Origin of the sequence: Dongia rigui, assembly GCF_034044635.1 — a bacterium.
GTDB classification, from domain to species: domain Bacteria; phylum Pseudomonadota; class Alphaproteobacteria; order Dongiales; family Dongiaceae; genus Dongia; species Dongia rigui.
This window is the reverse complement of record NZ_JAXCLX010000003.1, coordinates 543,910-562,813: the sequence shown is the minus strand read 5'-3', so window position 1 is coordinate 562,813 and position 18,904 is coordinate 543,910. Positions and strand designations below refer to the sequence as shown.

16 protein-coding genes are annotated in these 18,904 nt (G+C 61.6%); 9 read left to right on the top strand and 7 right to left on the bottom strand.

The genetic code is table 11. The annotated features are described in order from the left end of the window. Positions 1–10: 10 nt before the first annotated feature. Positions 11–325: a hypothetical protein gene (locus tag SMD31_RS18120; RefSeq protein ID WP_320502334.1), complete on the top strand. Its 315-nt coding sequence runs from the start codon at positions 11–13 to the stop codon at positions 323–325. Between the two features lie 33 nt (positions 326–358). Continuing rightward, a complete protein-coding gene (locus SMD31_RS18115) occupies positions 359–2,563 on the top strand; it encodes a N,N-dimethylformamidase beta subunit family domain-containing protein (protein ID WP_320502333.1) in 2,205 nt (734 codons plus the stop codon). Between the two features lie 132 nt (positions 2,564–2,695). On the opposite strand, the gene SMD31_RS18110 is transcribed toward SMD31_RS18115, so the two are convergent. Further along, positions 2,696–4,261, bottom strand: coding sequence for an alkaline phosphatase family protein (locus SMD31_RS18110; RefSeq protein ID WP_320502332.1), 1,566 nt, complete (start codon positions 4,259–4,261; stop codon positions 2,696–2,698). A 225-nt stretch (positions 4,262–4,486) separates the two neighbouring features. Between SMD31_RS18110 and SMD31_RS18105 the strand changes: the two genes are divergently transcribed. The 5 genes from SMD31_RS18105 to SMD31_RS18085 all read left to right on the top strand — a co-directional run bounded on the left by SMD31_RS18105 (position 4,487) and on the right by SMD31_RS18085 (position 9,981). Then, positions 4,487–5,599 (top strand): ABC transporter substrate-binding protein, encoded by a 1,113-nt coding sequence (locus SMD31_RS18105; protein ID WP_320502331.1) that lies wholly within the window; start codon positions 4,487–4,489, stop codon positions 5,597–5,599. Positions 5,600–5,890: 291 nt separating this feature from the next. Beyond that, positions 5,891–7,003, top strand: a complete 1,113-nt coding sequence (locus tag SMD31_RS18100; RefSeq protein WP_320502330.1) for an ABC transporter substrate-binding protein — start codon at positions 5,891–5,893, stop codon at positions 7,001–7,003. 133 nt (positions 7,004–7,136) lie between these two features. Next, positions 7,137–8,039 (top strand): ABC transporter permease, encoded by a 903-nt coding sequence (locus SMD31_RS18095; protein WP_320502329.1) that lies wholly within the window; start codon positions 7,137–7,139, stop codon positions 8,037–8,039. A gap of 22 nt (positions 8,040–8,061) precedes the next feature. Further along, on the top strand, positions 8,062–8,847 hold the full coding sequence (locus tag SMD31_RS18090; RefSeq protein ID WP_320502328.1) for an ABC transporter permease: 786 nt from the start codon (positions 8,062–8,064) through the stop codon (positions 8,845–8,847). Between the two features lie 45 nt (positions 8,848–8,892). After that, on the top strand, positions 8,893–9,981 hold the full coding sequence (locus SMD31_RS18085) for an ABC transporter ATP-binding protein (protein ID WP_320502327.1): 1,089 nt from the start codon (positions 8,893–8,895) through the stop codon (positions 9,979–9,981). Between the two features lie 100 nt (positions 9,982–10,081). Here the strand turns inward: SMD31_RS18085 and SMD31_RS18080 are convergent, their stop codons facing one another. Continuing rightward, a complete protein-coding gene (locus SMD31_RS18080; RefSeq protein ID WP_320502326.1) occupies positions 10,082–11,872 on the bottom strand; it encodes an acyl-CoA dehydrogenase in 1,791 nt (596 codons plus the stop codon). Between the two features lie 56 nt (positions 11,873–11,928). Here SMD31_RS18080 and SMD31_RS18075 point away from each other — a divergent pair, with 56 nt between their 5' ends. Further along, positions 11,929–12,606 (top strand): hypothetical protein, encoded by a 678-nt coding sequence (locus SMD31_RS18075; RefSeq protein WP_320502325.1) that lies wholly within the window; start codon positions 11,929–11,931, stop codon positions 12,604–12,606. Here the strand turns inward: SMD31_RS18075 and SMD31_RS18070 are convergent. Together SMD31_RS18070 and SMD31_RS18065 are read right to left on the bottom strand one after the other, a co-directional pair. After that, complete coding sequence (locus SMD31_RS18070; RefSeq protein ID WP_320502324.1) at positions 12,584–13,993, bottom strand: FAD-binding oxidoreductase; 1,410 nt, start codon at positions 13,991–13,993, stop codon at positions 12,584–12,586. The genes SMD31_RS18075 and SMD31_RS18070 overlap by 23 nt on opposite strands. Next, positions 13,994–14,857 carry a peptidase gene (locus SMD31_RS18065; RefSeq protein WP_320502323.1) on the bottom strand — a complete coding sequence of 288 codons (864 nt, stop codon included), beginning with the start codon at positions 14,855–14,857 and terminating at the stop codon, positions 13,994–13,996. A gap of 271 nt (positions 14,858–15,128) precedes the next feature. On the opposite strand from SMD31_RS18065, the gene SMD31_RS18060 reads away from it, so the two are divergent. Continuing rightward, on the top strand, positions 15,129–15,335 hold the full coding sequence (locus SMD31_RS18060) for a hypothetical protein (RefSeq protein WP_320502322.1): 207 nt from the start codon (positions 15,129–15,131) through the stop codon (positions 15,333–15,335). Here SMD31_RS18060 and SMD31_RS18055 read toward each other — a convergent pair. From SMD31_RS18055 to SMD31_RS18045, 3 genes are read right to left on the bottom strand one after another with little or no spacing between them, the layout of a single operon-like run. Then, on the bottom strand, positions 15,332–16,222 hold the full coding sequence (locus SMD31_RS18055) for a transglutaminase family protein (protein WP_320502321.1): 891 nt from the start codon (positions 16,220–16,222) through the stop codon (positions 15,332–15,334). The two genes, SMD31_RS18060 and SMD31_RS18055, sit on opposite strands and share 4 nt — an antisense overlap. Positions 16,223–16,232: 10 nt before the next feature. Beyond that, on the bottom strand, positions 16,233–17,174 hold the full coding sequence (locus SMD31_RS18050; protein WP_320502320.1) for an alpha-E domain-containing protein: 942 nt from the start codon (positions 17,172–17,174) through the stop codon (positions 16,233–16,235). A 1-nt stretch (position 17,175) separates the two neighbouring features. Further along, positions 17,176–18,588, bottom strand: a complete 1,413-nt coding sequence (locus SMD31_RS18045) for a circularly permuted type 2 ATP-grasp protein (protein WP_320502319.1) — start codon at positions 18,586–18,588, stop codon at positions 17,176–17,178. Positions 18,589–18,904 lie beyond the last annotated feature (316 nt).

The window sequence follows — 18,904 nt, the reverse complement described above, 5'->3', positions numbered from 1 at the left end:
GGGTGGCTACATGTTGAAAATCGATCCCGGCAGCGCCGAAAGCGCTGCCTTGGCGCGCCAATTCAAGGCGGCGCCATTTGGCCCCTACAGTGCCGATCTGCAGAAGATGCTGCAATTGCTGCGCTGGGGCTTTGCACGCGGGCGTACCATCATCGTCTGCACGGTGCCTTACAAGGAATGGCGATTGGGCCGCATGGGTCCGGTGCGCGGCATGAAGGTCGAGATCGACGAATCAGAAGCCTTCACCGATTACGGTAGCGCCGTCTGGGCCTGCTTCCGTGCCCGCTTCCAGGAAGTGACCGGCCAGTCTTGTCCAATTCAATAGGGGCCTGCCCCGTGCAATAAGAGTACCCAGATCATGAACGAACGTATTCTCGGCTATACCGACCGCCTGAGCGCCGTGCCCGGCGACGTGGTCGAATTCAAGATCAGCGCGCCGCTGCAGGGCAAGTTCAAGGCCCGCCTGGTGCGCCTCATCTGCGGCGATGATTCACCCGAAGGCCCGGGCCTCAAGCTCGAAAAGATCGACAGTGCCATCGACGGGGCCTACCCGGCGCGTCAGCAGCCGATCCTGGCCGGTTCCTATGTCTGGGTGACGGCGCGCCAGCCTTTCGACCTCCCAAATTTCACGGTCCAGGCCATGGTCTGGCCGACGCTCCCCGGCAATGGCAAGCCGCAGGCGATCCTCGGCAATTACGATGCCGCGACCGGGTCTGGCTATGCGCTTTTCATCGATGAAAACGGCTGCCTCGCCTTTCGCGCCGGCAAGAATGCGCCGGTTTCGACGGGTGTGAAGCTTCTCTCGCGGCACTGGTATGAAGTCTACGCCGTCTTCGATGCGGGCACCGGTCGCGTGACACTGGGCCACAACATGATGCTCAGCTATCACGGCATTCCCGCCAGCGTCAGCGAGACATTCACCCTCGCCGATCCGGTGGGTGAAGGCGGGCGCTTCCTGATTGCCGCCTGGAATGACGACAAGTTTGCAACCGCTCACTACAACGGCAAGATTGACGGCCCGCGTGTCTCGGCGCGGGCATTGAAGGCTGCCGAGATCGAGCGCTTGCGCGATCTGCCGCTGGATGTGGAACTGGCCCAGCATGTGGTGGCGGCGTGGGATTTTTCCCGCGGCATTTCCACGGTGAAAGTGTCGGACGTTTCAGGCAACCGCCATCACGGCCGCACGATCAATCTGCCGACCCGTGCCATGACCGGCTGGAACTGGGATTCCTCGGATTTCGACTTCCGCTCCAAGCCCGAGCATTACGGCGCCATCCATTTCCACGATGACGACCTTTATGATTGCGGCTGGCGCACCGACTTTTCCTTCGAAGTTCCGGAAGGTCTGAAATCCGGCATCTATTGCGCCCAGATCTGGCAGAAGGATGCGCAAGGCAACAAAACCGAGGATTTCGTCCCCTTCTTCGTGCGCCCGCCACGCGGCACGGCGACGGCACCCTTGGCGCTGCTGATCCCCACCGCCAGCTATCTTGCCTATGCCAATCACCAGATGATTTCATCCTGGTGGTTCGAGGAGCTGTCATCCTGCAAATTCGCCACGATGAGCGAGGTCGATCGCTACCTCGAGGAGCATGAGAGCTTCGGCCTCTCGGTCTATGACGAACACACCGATGGCAGCGGCGTATGTTATTCATCGCATCTGCGGCCCATCCTCAACATGCGACCGAAGACCGATCTGTGGCAGTTCAATGCCGACACGCATCTCACCGACTGGCTGGAGAAGTTGCGGCTGCCTTATGACGTCATCACCGATGACGATCTGCATGCCGAGGGCGTGGAATGCCTCCGACCCTATCGCTGCGTCATGACCGGCACGCATCCCGAATATTACACCAAGCAGATGCTGGACGCGCTGCAGACCTATACCAATGGCGGCGGGCGTCTCATGTATATGGGCGCCAACGGCTTCTACTGGCGCATCGCCTATCATGCCGGCCTGCCCGGCGTCATCGAGCATCGCCGCGCCGAAGATGGCATGCGCGCCTGGTTCTCGGAGGCGGGCGAGAATTTCATGAGCTTCACCGGCGAGATGTCGGGCCTGTGGGCACGCAACGGCCGCCCGCCCAACATGCTGGTCGGCAATGCCTTCGCGGCACAGGGCTTCGTCAATGCGGTCCCCTATCATCGCACCGAGGCCAGCCGTGACCCACGCGCGGCCTTCATGTTCGAAGGCATCGGCGACGAGCCGATCGGCGATTTCGGCACGGTCGGTGGTGGTGCCGCCGGCTGGGAGGTCGACCGCGCCGATACGCGCCTCGGCACCCCGCCGCACGCGCTTATCGTCGCAGCGGCAACCGATTTCCCGGACTCATATCACTGGGTCAATGAGGAAATGAACCACACCCACTCGGCGGTCAACGGCGACACCAACCCACGCGTCCGCTGCGACATGATGTTCTTTGAGACGCCCAATGGCGGTGCCGTCTTCTCGACGGGCTCCATCTCCTATGGCGGCTCGCTGGCGCATAGCGACTACAAGAACAATGTCAGCCGCTTGACCGAGAACGTCGTGAAACGCTTCGTCGATCCGACGCCGTTTTAAAACAGCCCCCTCTCCCTAACCCTCCCCCACGTTGGGGGGAGGGAACGCTAGCCAGCTTGAACGCGATCTGATTTGCGAACTCGATGGAACTCCCTCCCCCCAACGTGGGGGAGGGTGGGGGAGAGGGGGCTTCTACCCCCGCCGCCTTTTGCCCCAATCCTCCACGCCGTTCGGGCTGTTGTGGAGGTCGGTCAGGACATGTTCCTGATGGCGCAGGCGCCAGGAGAGCATCTTCTGCGCCATTTCCAGCATGATGCCGGCATGGCCCGGATCCTTGGAGAGATCGTTCATCTCGGCCGGATCGTTCTCAAGGTCGAACAGCAGCGGCGGCAGCGCCGCAAAATGCACATACTTCCAGCGCTTGCCGCGGATGATGGCCATCTGGCATTCGTGGCTGTCGATGCCGAAGGCGCGTTCGGCATCGATGCCGCCATAGGGGCCGGAGCGGAAATCGATTTCCATATGCGCTTCCTGGCGCCAACTGGCGGGCGGGGCGCCGGTGAGGAAGCCCATGAGCGAGCGGCCGTCAGCCTGGGCCGGAATCTCGGCACCCAGCCAGTCGAGGATGGTCGGCATGATGTCGACTGATTCCGTGAAGGCATCGACGATCGAACCGCGCGTCGCATCGGCGAGATGCCGCGGGTCGCGGATCATCAGCGGAATGGCGAAGCTCTGGTCGAAATAGGTTTCCTTGCCCCAGGTGTAATGGTCGCCACCCATCTCGCCATGATCGCAGGTGAAGATGATGAGCGTGTGGTCATATTCGCCGGTGGCCTTGAGGTGGGCGATGATGCGGCCGACCGCATCGTCGACCTCGTTCATCATGCCGTAATAGCAGGCCCGCATCTGCCGGAGTTCCAGGTCGGACATGGTGACGAGGTTGTTGGGGTTGTGCTCGTCATAGGAATTGGGTTTCGAGAGCTTCCCAATCATGGCCTTCAAATGCGGGTGCTGCTCAGCTTCTTCCTCCGGCGTTGCCTTGCGGTTGGGGAAGGGCACGTCCGTCGGGTCATATATCGCATTATAGGGTTCCGGCGTGATGACCGGCGGATGCGGGCGCAGGAATACGCAGTGCAGGAACCATTCTTCCTGTTTGCGATCGTCCAGCCAGTTGAGGATGCGATTGGCCATGAAGGTCGTGTCGCTGTCCTCATTCTTGAAGAAGGTCGGAATGAAGCGGTGGCCGCGATCCGCGGGCTTCTCGAAACCTGGCTTGGGCTTATAGACGTCGTGGCGGCCTTCGAAGTCATAGCCCTTGGCTTTGAGGTCGGCCATCCACTGCGCCATGTATTCCTGGAAGATCATGGTCGGCTTATAGCCGGGCAGCGGCCCTTCATAGGTCTTCAAGGCCGGGTCGTTGGGATGGCGTCCGCGCGGATCGGCGCTGGTATCGGTATAGCCAAGCAGCGTCGGGTCGAGGCCGATCTTGCGGGCCTCCAGCGCCACATTGGTGTGCCGCGCATCCAACGGCGTGCCGTTGCGACCCGAGCGGTGGTTCATCAGATAGAGCCCCGTATGGAGGCTGGCCCGCGCCGGCCCGCAGGGCGCCGTCACCGTGAAGTGGCGCTTGAACAGCACCGAATCCGCCGCCAGCGCATCGAGATGCGGCGTCTTCACCGTGGGATGGCCCAGGGCGGACAGGCATTCGGCACGCCATTGATCGGCCGAGATGAAAAGGATCTTGCGCAAGGCGGTCATGGAGCATTCCTGAAGGTGGTGCGGCAAAACGGCCGGCATCCTAGCTTTCCGCGCAGCCCTGCGCCAGCGGGCACGAAATACACCATCTGTAGCGAACCTGGATCAGCATCGGGAATCGCCAGAATGCCACGCGGCCTTCACCAAGGCGTCACTAAGCACATGGTCTAAGCCCCGTCGCCCTCGCGCAATCGGCGCCAGGCGAGATACCGTTTGGGGAGATATGAGATGACATCCATGAAACGCCTGGCAGCCCTTGGCCTTGCCACGCTGACGACGACGACAGCACTTTCGACCGGCTTTGCCGGGGCGGCACCCCTTGATGAACTGGTAAAGGCGGCGCAGGCCGAAGGCGAGCTGACCACCATCGCTTTGCCGCATGACTGGTGCGGCTATGGCGAGCTCATTGAGAACTTCAAAGCCAAATACGGCCTGAAGGTCAACGAGCTCAACCCCGATGGCGGCTCGGGCGACGAGATCGAGGCGATCAAGTCCAACAAGGACAACAAGGGTCCGCAGGCGCCGGATGTCATCGATGTCGGATTGGGCTTCGGCCCGTCGTCCAAGGCCGAGGGCCTGGTGCAGCCTTACAAGGTCGCAACCTGGGCAACGATCCCCGACAGCGCAAAGGATGCCGAGGGCTATTGGTATGGCGACTATTACGGCGTGCTCTCCTTCGAGGTGAACACCGACATCGTCAAGGATGTGCCGACGGATTTTGCCGATCTCTTGAAGCCTGAATACGCCAACATGGTCGCCCTCTCCGGCGATCCGCGCACCGGCAATGAAGGCATCATGTCGATCTATGCGGCGGGTCTGTCGACCGGCGCCAAGCCCGGCCACGATGCCGGCAAGGCGGGGCTCGATTTCTTCGCCAAGCTCAACAAGTCGGGTAACTTCGTGCCGGTGGGCGGCAAGGCCAACAGCCTGGCGCAAGGAACGACGCCGATCATCCTGCGCTGGGACTATCTGGCGCTCGCCGATCGCGACACGCTGAAGGGCAACCCGCCGGTCGAGGTCGTCGTGCCGGAGAGCACCGTGCTGGCTGGCGTCTACGTCCAGGCGATCAGCGCCTACGCGCCGCATCCCAATGCCGCGAAGCTGTGGATGGAGTATCTCTATTCCGACGAGGGTCAGCTCGGCTGGCTGAAGGGCTACTGCCACCCGATCCGCTTCAACGATCTGGTGAAGAACGGCAAGGTGCCGCAGGAGATGCTCGACAAGCTGCCGCCGGCCGCCGCCTATGAGAAGGCAAGCTTCCCGACGCTCGACGAACAGCACGGCGCCAAGGAATACATCACCACGAACTGGGACAAGGTGGTCGGCGCCGAGGTGAAGTAAGGGCCGTCATCCGATGCAAGAACGGGTGTCGGCCAATGCTTTGGCCGGCACCCTCTTCTCGCCACCAAATTTTCTGCCGCAATGCAAAATCGAAGATGGCTTCACGAAACTGTCATCGATCCCATGCTTTAAGCGCGCACCGCAGGTTTGGACTTTCGTTTCACTTTCGGGTCGCCTTGACAAACGAAGGTGGCGTGATCAATGTGAAACACTGTCAAGTGAAGTTTGCATGACACCACAACAATAAGCCTGCTTGGTAGATCACTCTTACCGGACCTTTGGGAGGTACCTATGAAATTCGTTACGCGCTCCGTTGCGCTCTCGCTCGCGACGTTGATGTCGACGACCGCGCTGATGACCAGCTTCGCCGCTGCCGATTCGATGGAAGACCTAGTGAAGGCCGCCAAGGCCGAAGGCGAACTCACCACGATCGCGCTGCCGCATGACTGGTGCGGCTATGGCGACCTCATCGAAGGCTTCAAGGCGAAGTACGGCCTCAAAGTCAACGAGCTCAACCCGGATGCGGGTTCGGGCGACGAGATCGAAGCCATCAAGGCGAACAAGGACAACAAGGGCCCGCAGGCGCCGGACGTGATCGACGTCGGTCTTGCCTTTGGTCCGTCTTCGAAGGCCGAGGGCCTCATTCAGCCGTACAAGGTCGCGACCTGGGATTCGATCCCGGAGAGTGCCAAGGATGCGGACGGCTATTGGTATGGCGATTACTACGGTGTGCTCTCCTTCGAAGTGAACACCGATATCGTCAAGAACGTGCCCAAGGATTGGGCCGATCTGCAGAAGCCGGAATACGCCAACTCCGTGGCGCTTGCCGGTGACCCGCGCGCCTCGAACGCCGCCATCATCGGCGTCCACGGTGCCGGCATGTCCACCGGCGCCAAGGCTGGCGCCGAAGCCGGCGAAGCTGGCCTGAAGTTCTTTGCCGACCTCAACAAGGCCGGCAATTTCGTGCCGGTGATCGGCAAGGCCGCGAGCCTCGCGCAGGGGTCGACCCCGATCATCATCCGCTGGGATTACCTGGCGCTGGCCGATCGCGACACCTTGAAGGGCAACCCGCCGGTGGAAGTCGTCGTGCCGACCAGCACCGTTCTGGCGGGCGTTTACGTGCAGGCGATCAGCGCCTATGCACCGCACCCGAATGCCGCCAAGCTGTGGATGGAATACCTTTATTCCGACGAAGGTCAGCTCGGCTGGCTGAAGGGCTACTGCCACCCGATCCGCTTCAACGATCTGGTGGCCAATGGCAAGGTGCCGCAGGAAATGCTCGACAAGCTGCCGCCGGCTGATGCCTACGCGAAGGCCTATTTCCCGACGCTCGAGGAGCAGGGTGCGGCCAAGGAAGTGATCACCAAGAAGTGGGACGAGGTGGTCGGCGCCAACGTGCAGTAACACTGCGCGGGGTAAGATGAGCCGCGCCAGCATTCGGGCATGCCCGGTGCTGGCGCGGTTTTCGTTTAAGTAGAGGCCGGATCGAGGGGCGTGCGGTGCGCGCCAGGTATTCGGCCGTTGGATCTTGGGGAAGATGTCGCAGCAGAACAGCAATCCGCCCGCGCCGGCCGGCGTCGCGCGCCTTCAATTCATGCAGGCCGCCTGGGCCTGGGTGGGGGTCGCCCCCTTCCTGGTCTTCGCCCTCATGTTCCTCATTCTGCCGACGCTCTATCTCATCATCGGCGGTTTCCAGGATCCGGACGGCAATTTCACGCTGCAGAATATCTTCGATCTGTTCCAGCCCTCGATCATGAGTGCCTATTGGATCAGCATCAAGGTGAGCGGCGCTTCTGCCATCGTCGGCGCGCTCATCGGTTTCGGTCTTGCCTATGCCGTTGTTCTCGGTGGCCTGCCCGGCTGGATCCGCCCGACATTGATGACCTTTTCAGGTGTTGCCTCCAATTTCGCCGGCCTGCCGCTTGCTTTCGCCTTTCTCGCAACCTTGGGGCGCACCGGCCTGGTGACCGTGATTCTGGTGAAATTCTTCGGCTTCAACATCTATGCGACCGGCTTCAACCTGCTCTCCTTCTGGGGCCTGACGCTCACCTATCTCTATTTCCAGATTCCGCTGATGGTCCTCATCCTGACGCCGGCCCTGGACGGGCTGAAGCGCGAATGGCGCGAAGCGTCGGAGATCCTGGGCGCCAGCGTCTTCCAATACTGGGTGCATGTCGCCTTCCCGATCCTGTGGCCCAGCATCCTGGGCTGCACTTTGCTGCTGTTCGCCAACGCCTTTGGTGCCATCGCCACGGCCTATGCGCTGACCGGCAGCTCGCTCAACATCATCACCATCCTGCTCTATGCGCAGATCCGCGGTGACGTGCTGCACAACCCCAATCTCGGCTATGCCCTGGCGCTTGGCATGATCTTCATCACCGGCTGCACCAACGGCGCCTATATCTGGCTGCGCGGTCGCAGCGAAAGATGGTTGCGATGACGCGGCGGGAAAGGTCCTCACGATGAAACAATCCCGTCTCGGTTCCTGGATCGCCCTTGTCATCGGCACGCTCTATTTCGTGGTGCCGTTGATCGGCACCTTTGAGTTCAGCTTGCGCATGCGTCGCGGCGAATACAGCTTTGACGCCTATCGCTCGGTCTTTGCCGATACGGCCTTCCAGGATTCCTTCCTCTATTCCTGCGGTATGGCCCTGGCCACAATCGTCATTGGCGTCCTCATCGTCGTACCGACGGCCTATTGGGTGCAGCTGCGCCTGCGCAAGCTGCGCCCGGTGATCGAATTCATCACCCTGCTGCCGCTGGTCATCCCGGCCATCGTCATCGTCTTCGGTTATCTTCGGCTCTACAACAGCTCGTCCATCCTTCCCTTGACGGCGCAGGTGTGGTCGACCGATCTGCTGCTGGCACTCTCCTATGTGACACTGGCGCTCCCTTACATGTACCGCGCCGTCGATACGGGTCTGCGGGCCATTGATGTGCGCACGCTGACCGAGGCTGCCGAAAATCTTGGTGCCGGCTGGACGACGATCCTCTTCAAGGTGATCCTGCCGAATGTGCGCAGCGCCATCCTATCCGGCGCGTTCCTCACCTTTGCCATCGTCATCGGCGAATTCACCATGGCGAGCCTGCTCAATCGGCCGGCTTTCGGTCCCTATCTGCAGCTTGTCGGCGCCAACCGCGCCTATGAACCATCGGCCCTGGCGGTCATGGCCTTCGTGCTCACCTGGGCATGCATGGGCCTGATCAATGTCTTCGGCCGCGCGAAACAGACCAAGCATGCGGGCTGATCCGGTCGCCCGGATCACCAGCATGTTTTGAACAGAGGTAGAGTCATGGCGTTTCTTGAACTGAAGGAAGTTCGCAAATCCTTCGCCCAGAACGTGGTCGTGCAGCATTTCGACCTTGCCATCGAGCGGGGCGAATTCGTCTCGTTCCTTGGGCCGTCCGGCTGCGGCAAGACCACGACATTGCGCATGGTCGCCGGGTTTGAATTGCCGAGTTCGGGTTCGATCACGATCGAAGGCAAGGACATCACGCATCTCAGACCCAACCAGCGCAATGTCGGCATGGTGTTCCAATCCTATGCCCTCTTCCCCAACATGACGGTGGCGCAGAACGTTGCCTTCGGCCTCAAGGTCGCGAAGTGGCAGGCGGCCGATATCGGACCGCGCGTCGACGAGATGCTGAACATCATCAAGCTGCCGCATCTTGCCGAACGCTATCCCTATCAGCTTTCCGGCGGCCAGCAGCAGCGCGTCGCCTTGGCACGCGCCATTGCGGTGAAGCCGCAGGTGCTGTTGCTCGACGAGCCTTTGTCGGCACTCGATGCCAAGATCCGCGTCTCGCTGCGCGAGGAAATTCGCTCGCTGCAGCGGAAACTGGGCATCACCACCATCTATGTGACCCATGACCAGGAAGAAGCGCTTTCCATGTCGGACCGGGTCGTGGTCATGAATGAGGGCCGGGTCGACCAGGTCGGCGTGCCGTTCGATATCTATAATCATCCCACGACCCGCTTCGTCGCCAATTTCGTCGGCACTTTGAGCGTGCTTAATGGCAAGGTCGTCGATGCCGGCACGGTCGACATCGCTGGCCAGCGCGTGAGTGTCGGCCGCGGCCTTGGCAGTGCCGCCGCAGGGGCCGACTGCGCCATCGCCCTTCGGCCCGAAGTGGCGACGCTGGAAGGCTTCGGCGGCCAGGGTGCCACAATGAACACCGCGGACCTAGCGACGCGCAACCGTCTCACTGGTGCGATCGAGGACGTGGCCTTTCTGGGGTCCGTCGTCCGCATCAAGGTGCGTATCGGCACCGATCTCCTCTCGCTCGACACCTTCAACAATCCAGGCGTGACACCCCCCGAACGCGGTACCGCCGCTGTCGTGACCTTCTCGCCGGCCGACGTGCTGGTGTTGGGGAAATAAGACGATCAAAAAATGCCGTCATGCCCGGGCTTGACCCAGGCATCCACTCTCTCAACTGCACCAGTGGATCCCCGGGTCAAGCCCGGGGATGACGAAGGAGTCACAAACTCTCCGGGTCGATCCGCAGCAGGCTCTCGGCACCACCATGGATTTGCGCCAGATGTCCGGCGCTTTCGGCCAGGATGTTATCGGCATAAAAGCGGGCCATCGCGATCCGCCCTTTGAGGAAGGCGGCGTCGCCATCGCCGGCGGCAAGGCGCTTGGCAGCGGCAAGGGCTTCTTTGGCCAGCAGCCAGCCGGCAATGATTGTGCCGCAGAGATTAAGATAAGGCTGCGCCACGGCCAGGCCCAGATTGGGGTCTTTCTTCCCTGCCATCAGGATGTAATCGGTACCGGAACCTAAGCGCTGGACGGCCGGCATCAGCCGGTCATGGAGCGCCGGCAAGTCGTCGCCCTGGACACCGAACCCTGCAAGATCGACAGTCATGTGGTCGATCAGCCCCCGCATCGTGCGGCCGTCGTCACGCTGGATCTTGCGCCCGACCAAGTCGATCGCCTGGATGCCGTTGGTCCCTTCATAGATCGCAAAGATGCGGGCGTCGCGATAATGCTGTGCCGCCCCCGTCTCCTCGATGAAGCCGGCGCCGCCATGAACCTGGACGCCGAGCGACGAGGTGCGGATGCCGTTGTCGGTGCTCCACGCCTTGACGATCGGGATCATGAGATCGACCAGCGCCTGGTTCTGCGCGGCGATCTGCTTGTCGGGATGGTTCTTGGCGCGGTCGAGGGCGCCTGCGGTGAACAGCGCCAGCGCCCGCGACCCTTGCGTCAGCGCCCGCATGGTGGCGAGGTTCCGCCGCACGTCGGCATGATACAGGATAGGAAGACTGCTTCCCGCCGGTGCGCCGACCACGGCGGATTGCACGCGCGCCCGCGCATAGGCCGCGGCATGTTGCGTCGCGCGCTCGGCGATGCCGATGCCCTGCACGCCGACGGTAAGGCGCGCGTTGTTCATCATGGTGAACATATGCGGCAGGCCCTGCAACGCTTCGCCGACGAGTTCGGCCTGCGCGCCGCCCTTCTCGCCATAGGCCATGACGCAGGTGGGCGATCCATGCAGGCCCAATTTGTGTTCGATGGACACGCATGTCACGTCGTTGCGTGCGCCAAGCGTTCCGTCATCATTCACCAGGAACTTCGGCGCCACATAGAGCGACAGGCCCTTATGCCCGGCCGGCCCACCCGGATGGCGCGCCAGCACCATGTGGATGATGTTGGGCACGAAATCATGCTCGCCATGGGTGATGAAGATCTTCTGGCCTTTGAGCAGATACCCGCCCTTGCCGTCGTCTTCCGCGCGCGTGCGAATAGCGCCAAGATCGGTACCGGCCTGCGGCTCGGTCAAATTCATCGTGCCGGTCCACTCGCCGCTCACCAGTTTGGGCAGATATTTCTGCTTCTGCGCCTCGGTGCCGTGGTGATAGAGCGCCTCGACCGCGGCTTGGGTCAGCATCGGGCAGGCGGCAAAGGCAACACTGCCGCCGTTCCAGATCTCCTGCAGTGCCGTGACGATGGCCCAGGGCATGCCTTGGCCGCCATAGGCCGGGTCGAAGCCGACCGCGTTCCAGCCATCGGCGACGAAACGCTGATAGGCGTCGCGATAGCCGGCGGGTGTCGTGACTTGGCCGTCCTTGAAGACGCAGCCCTTGTCGCCGTTTTTGTTGATGGGCGCCAAAATCTCGCCGGCAAAGACGCCAGCCGCCTCAAAAATCGCCGCCACGGTTTCGGGCGCTGCTTCCTCATAACCCGGCAGTGTCGCGATCTCAGGGAGACCCGCGATCTCTTCCAGCGTGAACAGGATTTCCTTCAGCGGCGCTTCATAGGCACTCATGGACGTCCCCTGACCGAGTGTTCCTAGCTTAACGAGCTTTAAAATATAGGATAGGCTTGGTTAACGAATTCTTCCAAGGGCTTCCTGCCGATATGCTATCTGCCCCGGACGACCAGTTAATGCCACCTGACCGGCTGCTGCCGTTACCGGTTCTGCTGCTGCCCCTTCACAATGCCGAGGCTGCTGAGCAAAGCGCTCTTCTTCTTTTCGCCGGCGTTGCCACTGTCATGATGTTCATGAGTGTCGCGATTGTATGGCAATTCTCTGAAAGGGCTGGCATTCCGATTTTCGTCATCGCTACCCTCATTTCCGGTATTGGCGTGACTCTCTATGTCAAACGAGGCAAGGACGCCGATCGCAGTTTGATCATCGCCCATGATTCTCTATGGCTGGGTGACGAGGAAATTGCGTGGGCTCGTATTTCGTCACTGGCTATTGAGGAGGTCGAGCAGGAGACCGGGCCGTCGGAATACCGGGTCACCTTTTGCGTTCCGGGCAAGAATACGTTCGGCGAATGGCATTCGCTAAATCCCAGGGTTTACGTGCGCCATCTTTCACCTAAGTCACGCGCGAGCACGCTCTTTCGCTGCCTAAATGAGGCGCAACGGCGATTTCTTGCCAAAGAGTTCGCGGTGCCAGAAGCGGTCACGCCGGTGAGTCCGCACTTTCAGACATCGATCGACGACATCGGCTCTATACCTCTGGGAGAGGTTAAAGAACCTTACCAGGGTTAAAACGCCCGTCCGGGTCGAGGGCGGCTTTGAGCGCCCGCATCACGCCCAGCGCCACCGGGCTTTTCAGGCGCTGAAGTTCGCCCCGGCGCAATTGGCCGATGCCGTGTTCGGCGCTGATCGAGCCCTTATGCGCTGCAACATGATCGTGGACCAGGCGGTTGATCGCTGGGGCTAGCCCCAAGAATGCTGCTGGATCGCCGCCTTTGGGCTGCAGCAGGTTGAAATGCAAATTGCCGTCGCCGACATGGCCGAAGCAGAGCAGGCGCGCCGTGGGGAAGTCTCTCGCCAGTGCGGCACTGGCTTCCGTCACGAAGGCCGGGATGCTGGCGACCGGCACGGCGATATCGTGCTTGATGCTGGCGCCTTCCTTGGGCTGGGCGTTGACGATGCCCTCACGCAAGCCCCACAGCGCCTGGCGTTGGGCGTCGGATTCCGCCATCAACCCGTCGACGATCTCGTCTGCCTCCAACGCCTCGCCCAATGCCCGTTCCAAAGCGAGGGCGATGTCGAAATCGGCCGAGGGTGTCGCCGCCTCGATCAGCAATACCCAATCGGGTGCGATGTCCAAAGGCTGGCGCAGGTTGAAATTCTTCTGCGCGAGGTCGAGGCCGAAACGCGGCAGCAATTCGAAACTCACCAACTGGTCCGCGGTGGCGGCCCGCAGCCGCGCCAGCACCGGAATGGCGGCCTCGAGCGAAGCCAACCCGGCAAAGGCCGTGGCGCGTGCCCGGAAGGCCGGAAAGAGCTTCAAGGACGCGGCGGTGATGAGGCCCAGTGTGCCTTCCGCGCCGATGAAAAGCTGTTTGAGGTCGTAACCGGTATTGTCCTTGTGCAGGGTGGTGAGGGCATCCAGCACCGATCCGTCCGGCAGAACCACTTCCAACCCCAGGGTGAGGGCGCGGGCATTGCCGTATTTCAGCACGTTGATGCCGCCGGCATTGGTCGCGAGGTTGCCCCCGATCTGGCACGAGCCTTCGGCGGTGAGGCTCAAGGGGAAGAAGCGGTCAGCCGCCGCCGCTGCTTCCTGGATCTGCTGCAGGATGCAGCCCGCCTCGACGATGATCGTGTCATTGGCGGTATCGAGCGCGCGGATACTGTTCATGCGCTTCATGTTGACGATGAGCGTCTGCCCGCTCTGATCCGGGGTCGCAGCACCCGAGAGGCCGGTATTGCCGCCCTGCGGTACGACCGGAACATTGTATTGCGCTGTCAATTTGATCAGTGCCGCAGCCTCGTCCGTACTGGCGGGGAGGGCCAGCCCGCAGGCCTTGCCATGATAAAGCTTGCGCCAATCGGTGAGATGCGGGGCGAGATCGTCTGCCGCCGTGATGAAGCCCTTGGGCCCCAGCAGCGCCAGGGCGGCCTGTTGGAAGGCCGCGATATCCATCTACTTCTTTTTCGCCTTCTGCTTGGCCTTTGTGGCCTTGGCGAGTTTGCTCGTGCCGACGGCACCGGCGATGGCTGCCGCACCGGTGACGCCCTTGTAAGGCGGCTGCGCGATCGCCTGGTGGCTGGCGCGCAGGGCTTCCGACCATTTGCGGCTCAGCTCCTCGAAATAGTGATCGCCGTGATGGATGCGATGCACCAGTTCCGGTGCACAGGCGTCGATCGGCTGAACCATGATATCGAGCGGCAAGCCTACGGCAAGGTTCGAGCGCATGGTCGAATCCATCGACAGCAACCCCAGCTTCAACCCTTCATAGAGATCCGTCTCATAGGTGACGGCACGGTCCAGAATCGGCTTGCCATATTTGTGCTCGCCGATCTGCAGATAGGGCGTGTCGCCGGTTGCCTCGATGAAGTTGCCGGCGGAATAGAGCATGAAGAGGCGCATGCGCCGCCCCTTGATCTGGCCGCCCAGCAACAGCGAGACGTCGAAACCGGCCTGATGCTGTTCCAGGCTGGGACCGTCGGTGCGATAGACCTCGCGCACGGCCTCGCCCACCAATTGCGCTGCCTTGAACATCGACGGCACGTTGAGGAGGGTGCGCTTTTCGTCGGAATCCGGGTCTGGCAGCCCTTCGGTCAGCAGGCTGATGACCGATTGGGTGACGGAGAGATTGCCCGAAGATGCCAGTGCCATCGAACGTTCGCCTGGAACGCCGAAGAGATGCAGCTTGCGAAAGCACGAAATATTGTCGATCCCGGCATTGGTCCGGGTATCGCAGATCATCACCAAGCCGCCGCGCAGCTTTAATCCAACGCAATAGGTCATGTTTTGGTTCGGGTCGTTGTCTTTGTCGAGACTCAAAGGCGCCCTCCCGGGGCAGGTTCCCTTATACCGCCGCTGCTGCGCCCTGCCAATCGGCGGCGCCCATTCAATTTGATCGACCCACGGTTGCAAAGACGTTAGAATTCACTCGGCTTCCAAGGTAAAGACACCGGAGAGTTCTTACATGTTTGCCTCAGTTGCCATTGGTCTCGGTGTTGCTGCGATCTTCCTATCGGCAGTTTTCGACGCGCGACGCCGGACTGGGAATAGTGCCCGCCGTCGGCGTCGGCGGGTGGATGATAGCACGTACGTGCCGGTTTATTCTGATACCAATACTTATGCGAGTTGGAACAGCTATGGCAGCGACGCTCAAGGCTCTGACAACAGAGCGAATGAAGTGACGCATGACGACAACGCCTGTGTCGTCGAGGACAATCAGCCCGGCTATGACACTGGTAGTGATTCCTGCACCAGCGATTCCGGCAGCGGTGGCGATTCCGGCGGCAGCTCGAACTAGGCCTGGAACTGTTGGCTGGCCTGCTGGATGGCATCGATCGGTTTGGCCCAATGCAGTTGCTGCGCGAGCTCCTGGGGATAGGAATCTGCGACCGTCACCTGCACCTCCATGCGTTCGGCGAGGCCCCCCAGCCTCGCCCCGCGGATGGGTGAGGCGCCGAGATAGTCGAGGCCGGCCGCGACCCGGATATGGGCTTCCGTCGGGCAGATGCCGTTGGCGGGATCGAAGCCCACCCAGCCGAGACCTTCGATATAAGCCTCGCACCAGGCGTGGCCGGCTTCCTGATGGATGTTGTCATCCGAGCGCATCAGATAGCCCCCCACATAGCGCGCTGGGATGCCGAGATGCCGCGCGGCGGCGATGAAGACGTGGCTGAGGTCCTGGCAGACACCTTGCTTCATGCGGAAGGCGTCGGCGGCCGTGGTGGCGGTGTCCGTCTGCTGGGTGTCGAAAACGATGTCGGCATGGATGGCGCCCAGAAGCCCGTGCAGGATTTTCAGCTTGTTGCTGCCGGCCTTGCCGGCGATGCCTTCCGCGAACTCGACAATGGCTGCGTCGGCCTGGGTCAGCGGCGTCTCGCGCAAATAGAGTTCGGCTGGAAATTTTTCGAGGGCGCCGCGCACGATGCCGTTGGTGTCCAGCATCTCGACCTCGCCCTCGACGGTGATGCAAAGGCTCGACAAGGGGCCGTCGAGGGAGAGCATATGAAGGACGTTGCCGAAGGAATCCTCGCCCGGCCGCAACGTGCCGTCCTGGTCGAGATCGATCTGCCAGCGCCGCACATATTGCCCTTCGTGATTGCGTGGGCTGAGGCGCAGGGCCTGGATCATCGACTGTACCGGACGATCGTAGGTATAGCGCGTACGGTGGCGAACATGGATCAGCATTTCGTCCCTTCTAGCTCAGGTATTGCGCCGCGACGGCGCCGCCCAAGCGATTGTTGTTGGCGATGAAACCGGTGACGAATTCATGAAGGCCGGATTGGAAAATCTGTTCGATGCGGTTGTTCTCCAGCTGCACCAGGATCGACCGGGCGAGACGTTGCGATTCCCCGTGCCTTCCATAGGCGCTGGAGAGCCGTTCGAGATTGGCGGCGATGGCGCCATAGCAGGACGCCAGCGATCGCGGCATCTGCTGGTTGAGGATGAGAAGATCGGCAATGAGCCAGGGCTGCAGCCCCTGTCGATAGACCCAGTGATAGGAGGTGAGGGCGGAGACCGCGCGCAGGATGGCGGCCCATTGCGAATAGTCGATACCGCCGCCCACCGCCGCATGTTCGGGCAGCAGGACGTGGTATTTGACGTCGAGGATACGCGCGGTGTTGTCGGCCCGCTCGATGAAGATGCCGAGGCGCGCGAACCAGTAGGCGTCGTTGCGCAGCATCGTCCGATAGCCAGATCCATCGAAGCGCAGCGAGATTTCCTTCACCCAGTCGAGGAAATCCATCAGGCTGTCGGGGTCGGTGGCCTTTGCCGCCATCTGCGGCAGTTCCAGCCAGGCGCCGTTGATCGTTTGCCACATTTCCGTTGTGATCGCGGTGCGCACAGCGCGGGCGTTGGTGCGGGCGACTTCCAGGCACGATTTGATCGACGAGGGGTTGTCGTCAGAGAAGGCCAGGAAGTGGATGACATTGGCTGCGTCCGGCGTTTCGTAGAATTGGTGAAAGAGGTCGGTGCAGCTGGCCGTGGCCACAGCGCTTTCCCATTCGTTGGTGCCACTGCCATAGGCCTTGGGCAAGGCGGAGAGGCGTGCGGCGGCTTCGAGAACACGGGCCAGGTAATCGGCGCGTTCCACGTAACGCGACAACCAGAAGAGCGAATCGGCAGTGCGGCTCAACATGTCAGCTCTCCACGACCCAGGTATCTTTTGTGCCGCCGCCCTGGCTGGAATTCACCACCAGTGACCCAGCCCGCAAGGCAACGCGCGTGAGGCCGCCGGGTACGATGCGGATGCCATCGGCACCGGTCAGAATGAAGGGCCTGAGATCGACATGGCGCGGCGCTATCCCCATCTCCACAAAGGACGGGCAGGTCGACAGTGCCAGCGTGGGCTGTGCCACGTAGTTGGTGGGATCGGCCTTCAATTTGTCGCGGAAGAGGGCGATGTCGGCACCGGTTGCGTGCGGCCCCACCAGCATGCCGTAGCCGCCAGAGCCATGCACCTCCTTCACCACCAATTCAGAGAGATGGTCGAGGACATAGGCGAGGTCTTCGGGATCGCGGCAGCGCCAGGTCGGCACGTTCTTCAACAGCGGTTCTTCGCCCAGATAGAAGCGCACCATGTCGGGGACGTAGGAATAGACGACCTTGTCGTCAACGGCGCCGGTGCCGACGGCATTGGCGAGCGTCACGTTGCCGGCGGCATAGGCCGCAAAGAGGCCAGGAACGCCCAGCATGGAATGCGGATCGAAGACCAGCGGATCGATGAAGGCGTCGTCGAGCCGGCGATAGATGATGTCGACCCGCTTCGGTCCTTCGGTCGTGCGCATGAAGACGACGCTGTCGCGCACAAAGAGGTCGGAGCCTTCGACCAGTTCGATCCCCATCTTGTCGGCGAGGAACGAGTGTTCGTAATAGGCCGAATTGAATTGGCCAGGGGTCAGCAGCACCGCCGTCACATCCTTGGTCGCGTTGCGTGGTGCGGCCGATTGCAGGGTAGCGAGGAGTTCATTGGGATAGTTTTCGACCGGAGCGACGCGGTGGGCGCCGTACAGCTCCGGCATCAGGCGGATCGAAATCTCGCGCCCACCCAGCATGTAGGAAACGCCGGAAGGTGTCCGCGCATTGTCTTCCAGCACATAGAAATCGTCGCCATCGACACGCACGATGTCGATGCCGGCGATATGGATGTAGATTCCGTGCGGCACCGTGAGCCCCGCCATCTCGGGGCGGTAGGCGGGATTGCGCCAGACCAGATCGGCAGGGACAATCCCGGCTTTCAGGATTTCGCGCGACCCGTAGATGTCGGCGAGATAGGCGTTCAAGGCCTTGATGCGCTGCTCGAGCCCGGCCTTGAGCTTGGCCCATTCCTGGGCGGCGAGGATGCGCGGGATGATGTCATAGGGGATGATGCGCTCTTCGCCCTGGGCGTCGCCATAAACGGCGAAGGTGATGCCGCCGCGGCGGTAAAAGAGCTCCGCCTCGGCGCGGCGGCGTTCCAGCTGGGCGGAGGTGACACCCTCCAGCCATTTCGCCACCTCGAGATAGGGCGCGCGGACCGAGCCGTCTTTCAGCCGCATCTCGTCAAAAGGCATACGAAGTCCCCCGGGGTAATCTGTTTCCGGCCGGACGTTTGGGCCGCCAGCGGTTGGAGATAAAACAGCAAGGGCTGTGCCATGTTCCGCCCCTTGGATTCTTTGCAGAAAGGCAGAGCCGGCCGCGCTCTTTGCTCAGATATTAGGCAGTGCCGCCGTTTGCGGCGGCGCCACGATACCATCTTGGCGCAGATGCGTTCCTGAAATGTTTCACGTGAAACATCTAGAGAGACGTTTTTTGTGTTAAAGATTCACCCCCCCCCTATGAGTCCGCTGGTCCCATTGTTGCGTTATGTTATAACGATCCGGCGAGAGC

Coding starts and splice junctions, on each gene's coding strand:
- SMD31_RS18120 (WP_320502334.1), top strand. CDS start 11: ATGTTGAAAATCGATCCCGGCAGCGCCGAAAGCGCTGCCTTGGCGCGC.
- SMD31_RS18115 (WP_320502333.1), top strand. CDS start 359: ATGAACGAACGTATTCTCGGCTATACCGACCGCCTGAGCGCCGTGCCC.
- SMD31_RS18110 (WP_320502332.1), bottom strand. CDS start 4,261: ATGACCGCCTTGCGCAAGATCCTTTTCATCTCGGCCGATCAATGGCGT.
- SMD31_RS18105 (WP_320502331.1), top strand. CDS start 4,487: ATGACATCCATGAAACGCCTGGCAGCCCTTGGCCTTGCCACGCTGACG.
- SMD31_RS18100 (WP_320502330.1), top strand. CDS start 5,891: ATGAAATTCGTTACGCGCTCCGTTGCGCTCTCGCTCGCGACGTTGATG.
- SMD31_RS18095 (WP_320502329.1), top strand. CDS start 7,137: ATGTCGCAGCAGAACAGCAATCCGCCCGCGCCGGCCGGCGTCGCGCGC.
- SMD31_RS18090 (WP_320502328.1), top strand. CDS start 8,062: ATGAAACAATCCCGTCTCGGTTCCTGGATCGCCCTTGTCATCGGCACG.
- SMD31_RS18085 (WP_320502327.1), top strand. CDS start 8,893: ATGGCGTTTCTTGAACTGAAGGAAGTTCGCAAATCCTTCGCCCAGAAC.
- SMD31_RS18080 (WP_320502326.1), bottom strand. CDS start 11,872: ATGAGTGCCTATGAAGCGCCGCTGAAGGAAATCCTGTTCACGCTGGAA.
- SMD31_RS18070 (WP_320502324.1), bottom strand. CDS start 13,993: ATGGATATCGCGGCCTTCCAACAGGCCGCCCTGGCGCTGCTGGGGCCC.
- SMD31_RS18055 (WP_320502321.1), bottom strand. CDS start 16,222: ATGCTGATCCATGTTCGCCACCGTACGCGCTATACCTACGATCGTCCG.
- SMD31_RS18050 (WP_320502320.1), bottom strand. CDS start 17,174: ATGTTGAGCCGCACTGCCGATTCGCTCTTCTGGTTGTCGCGTTACGTG.
- SMD31_RS18045 (WP_320502319.1), bottom strand. CDS start 18,588: ATGCCTTTTGACGAGATGCGGCTGAAAGACGGCTCGGTCCGCGCGCCC.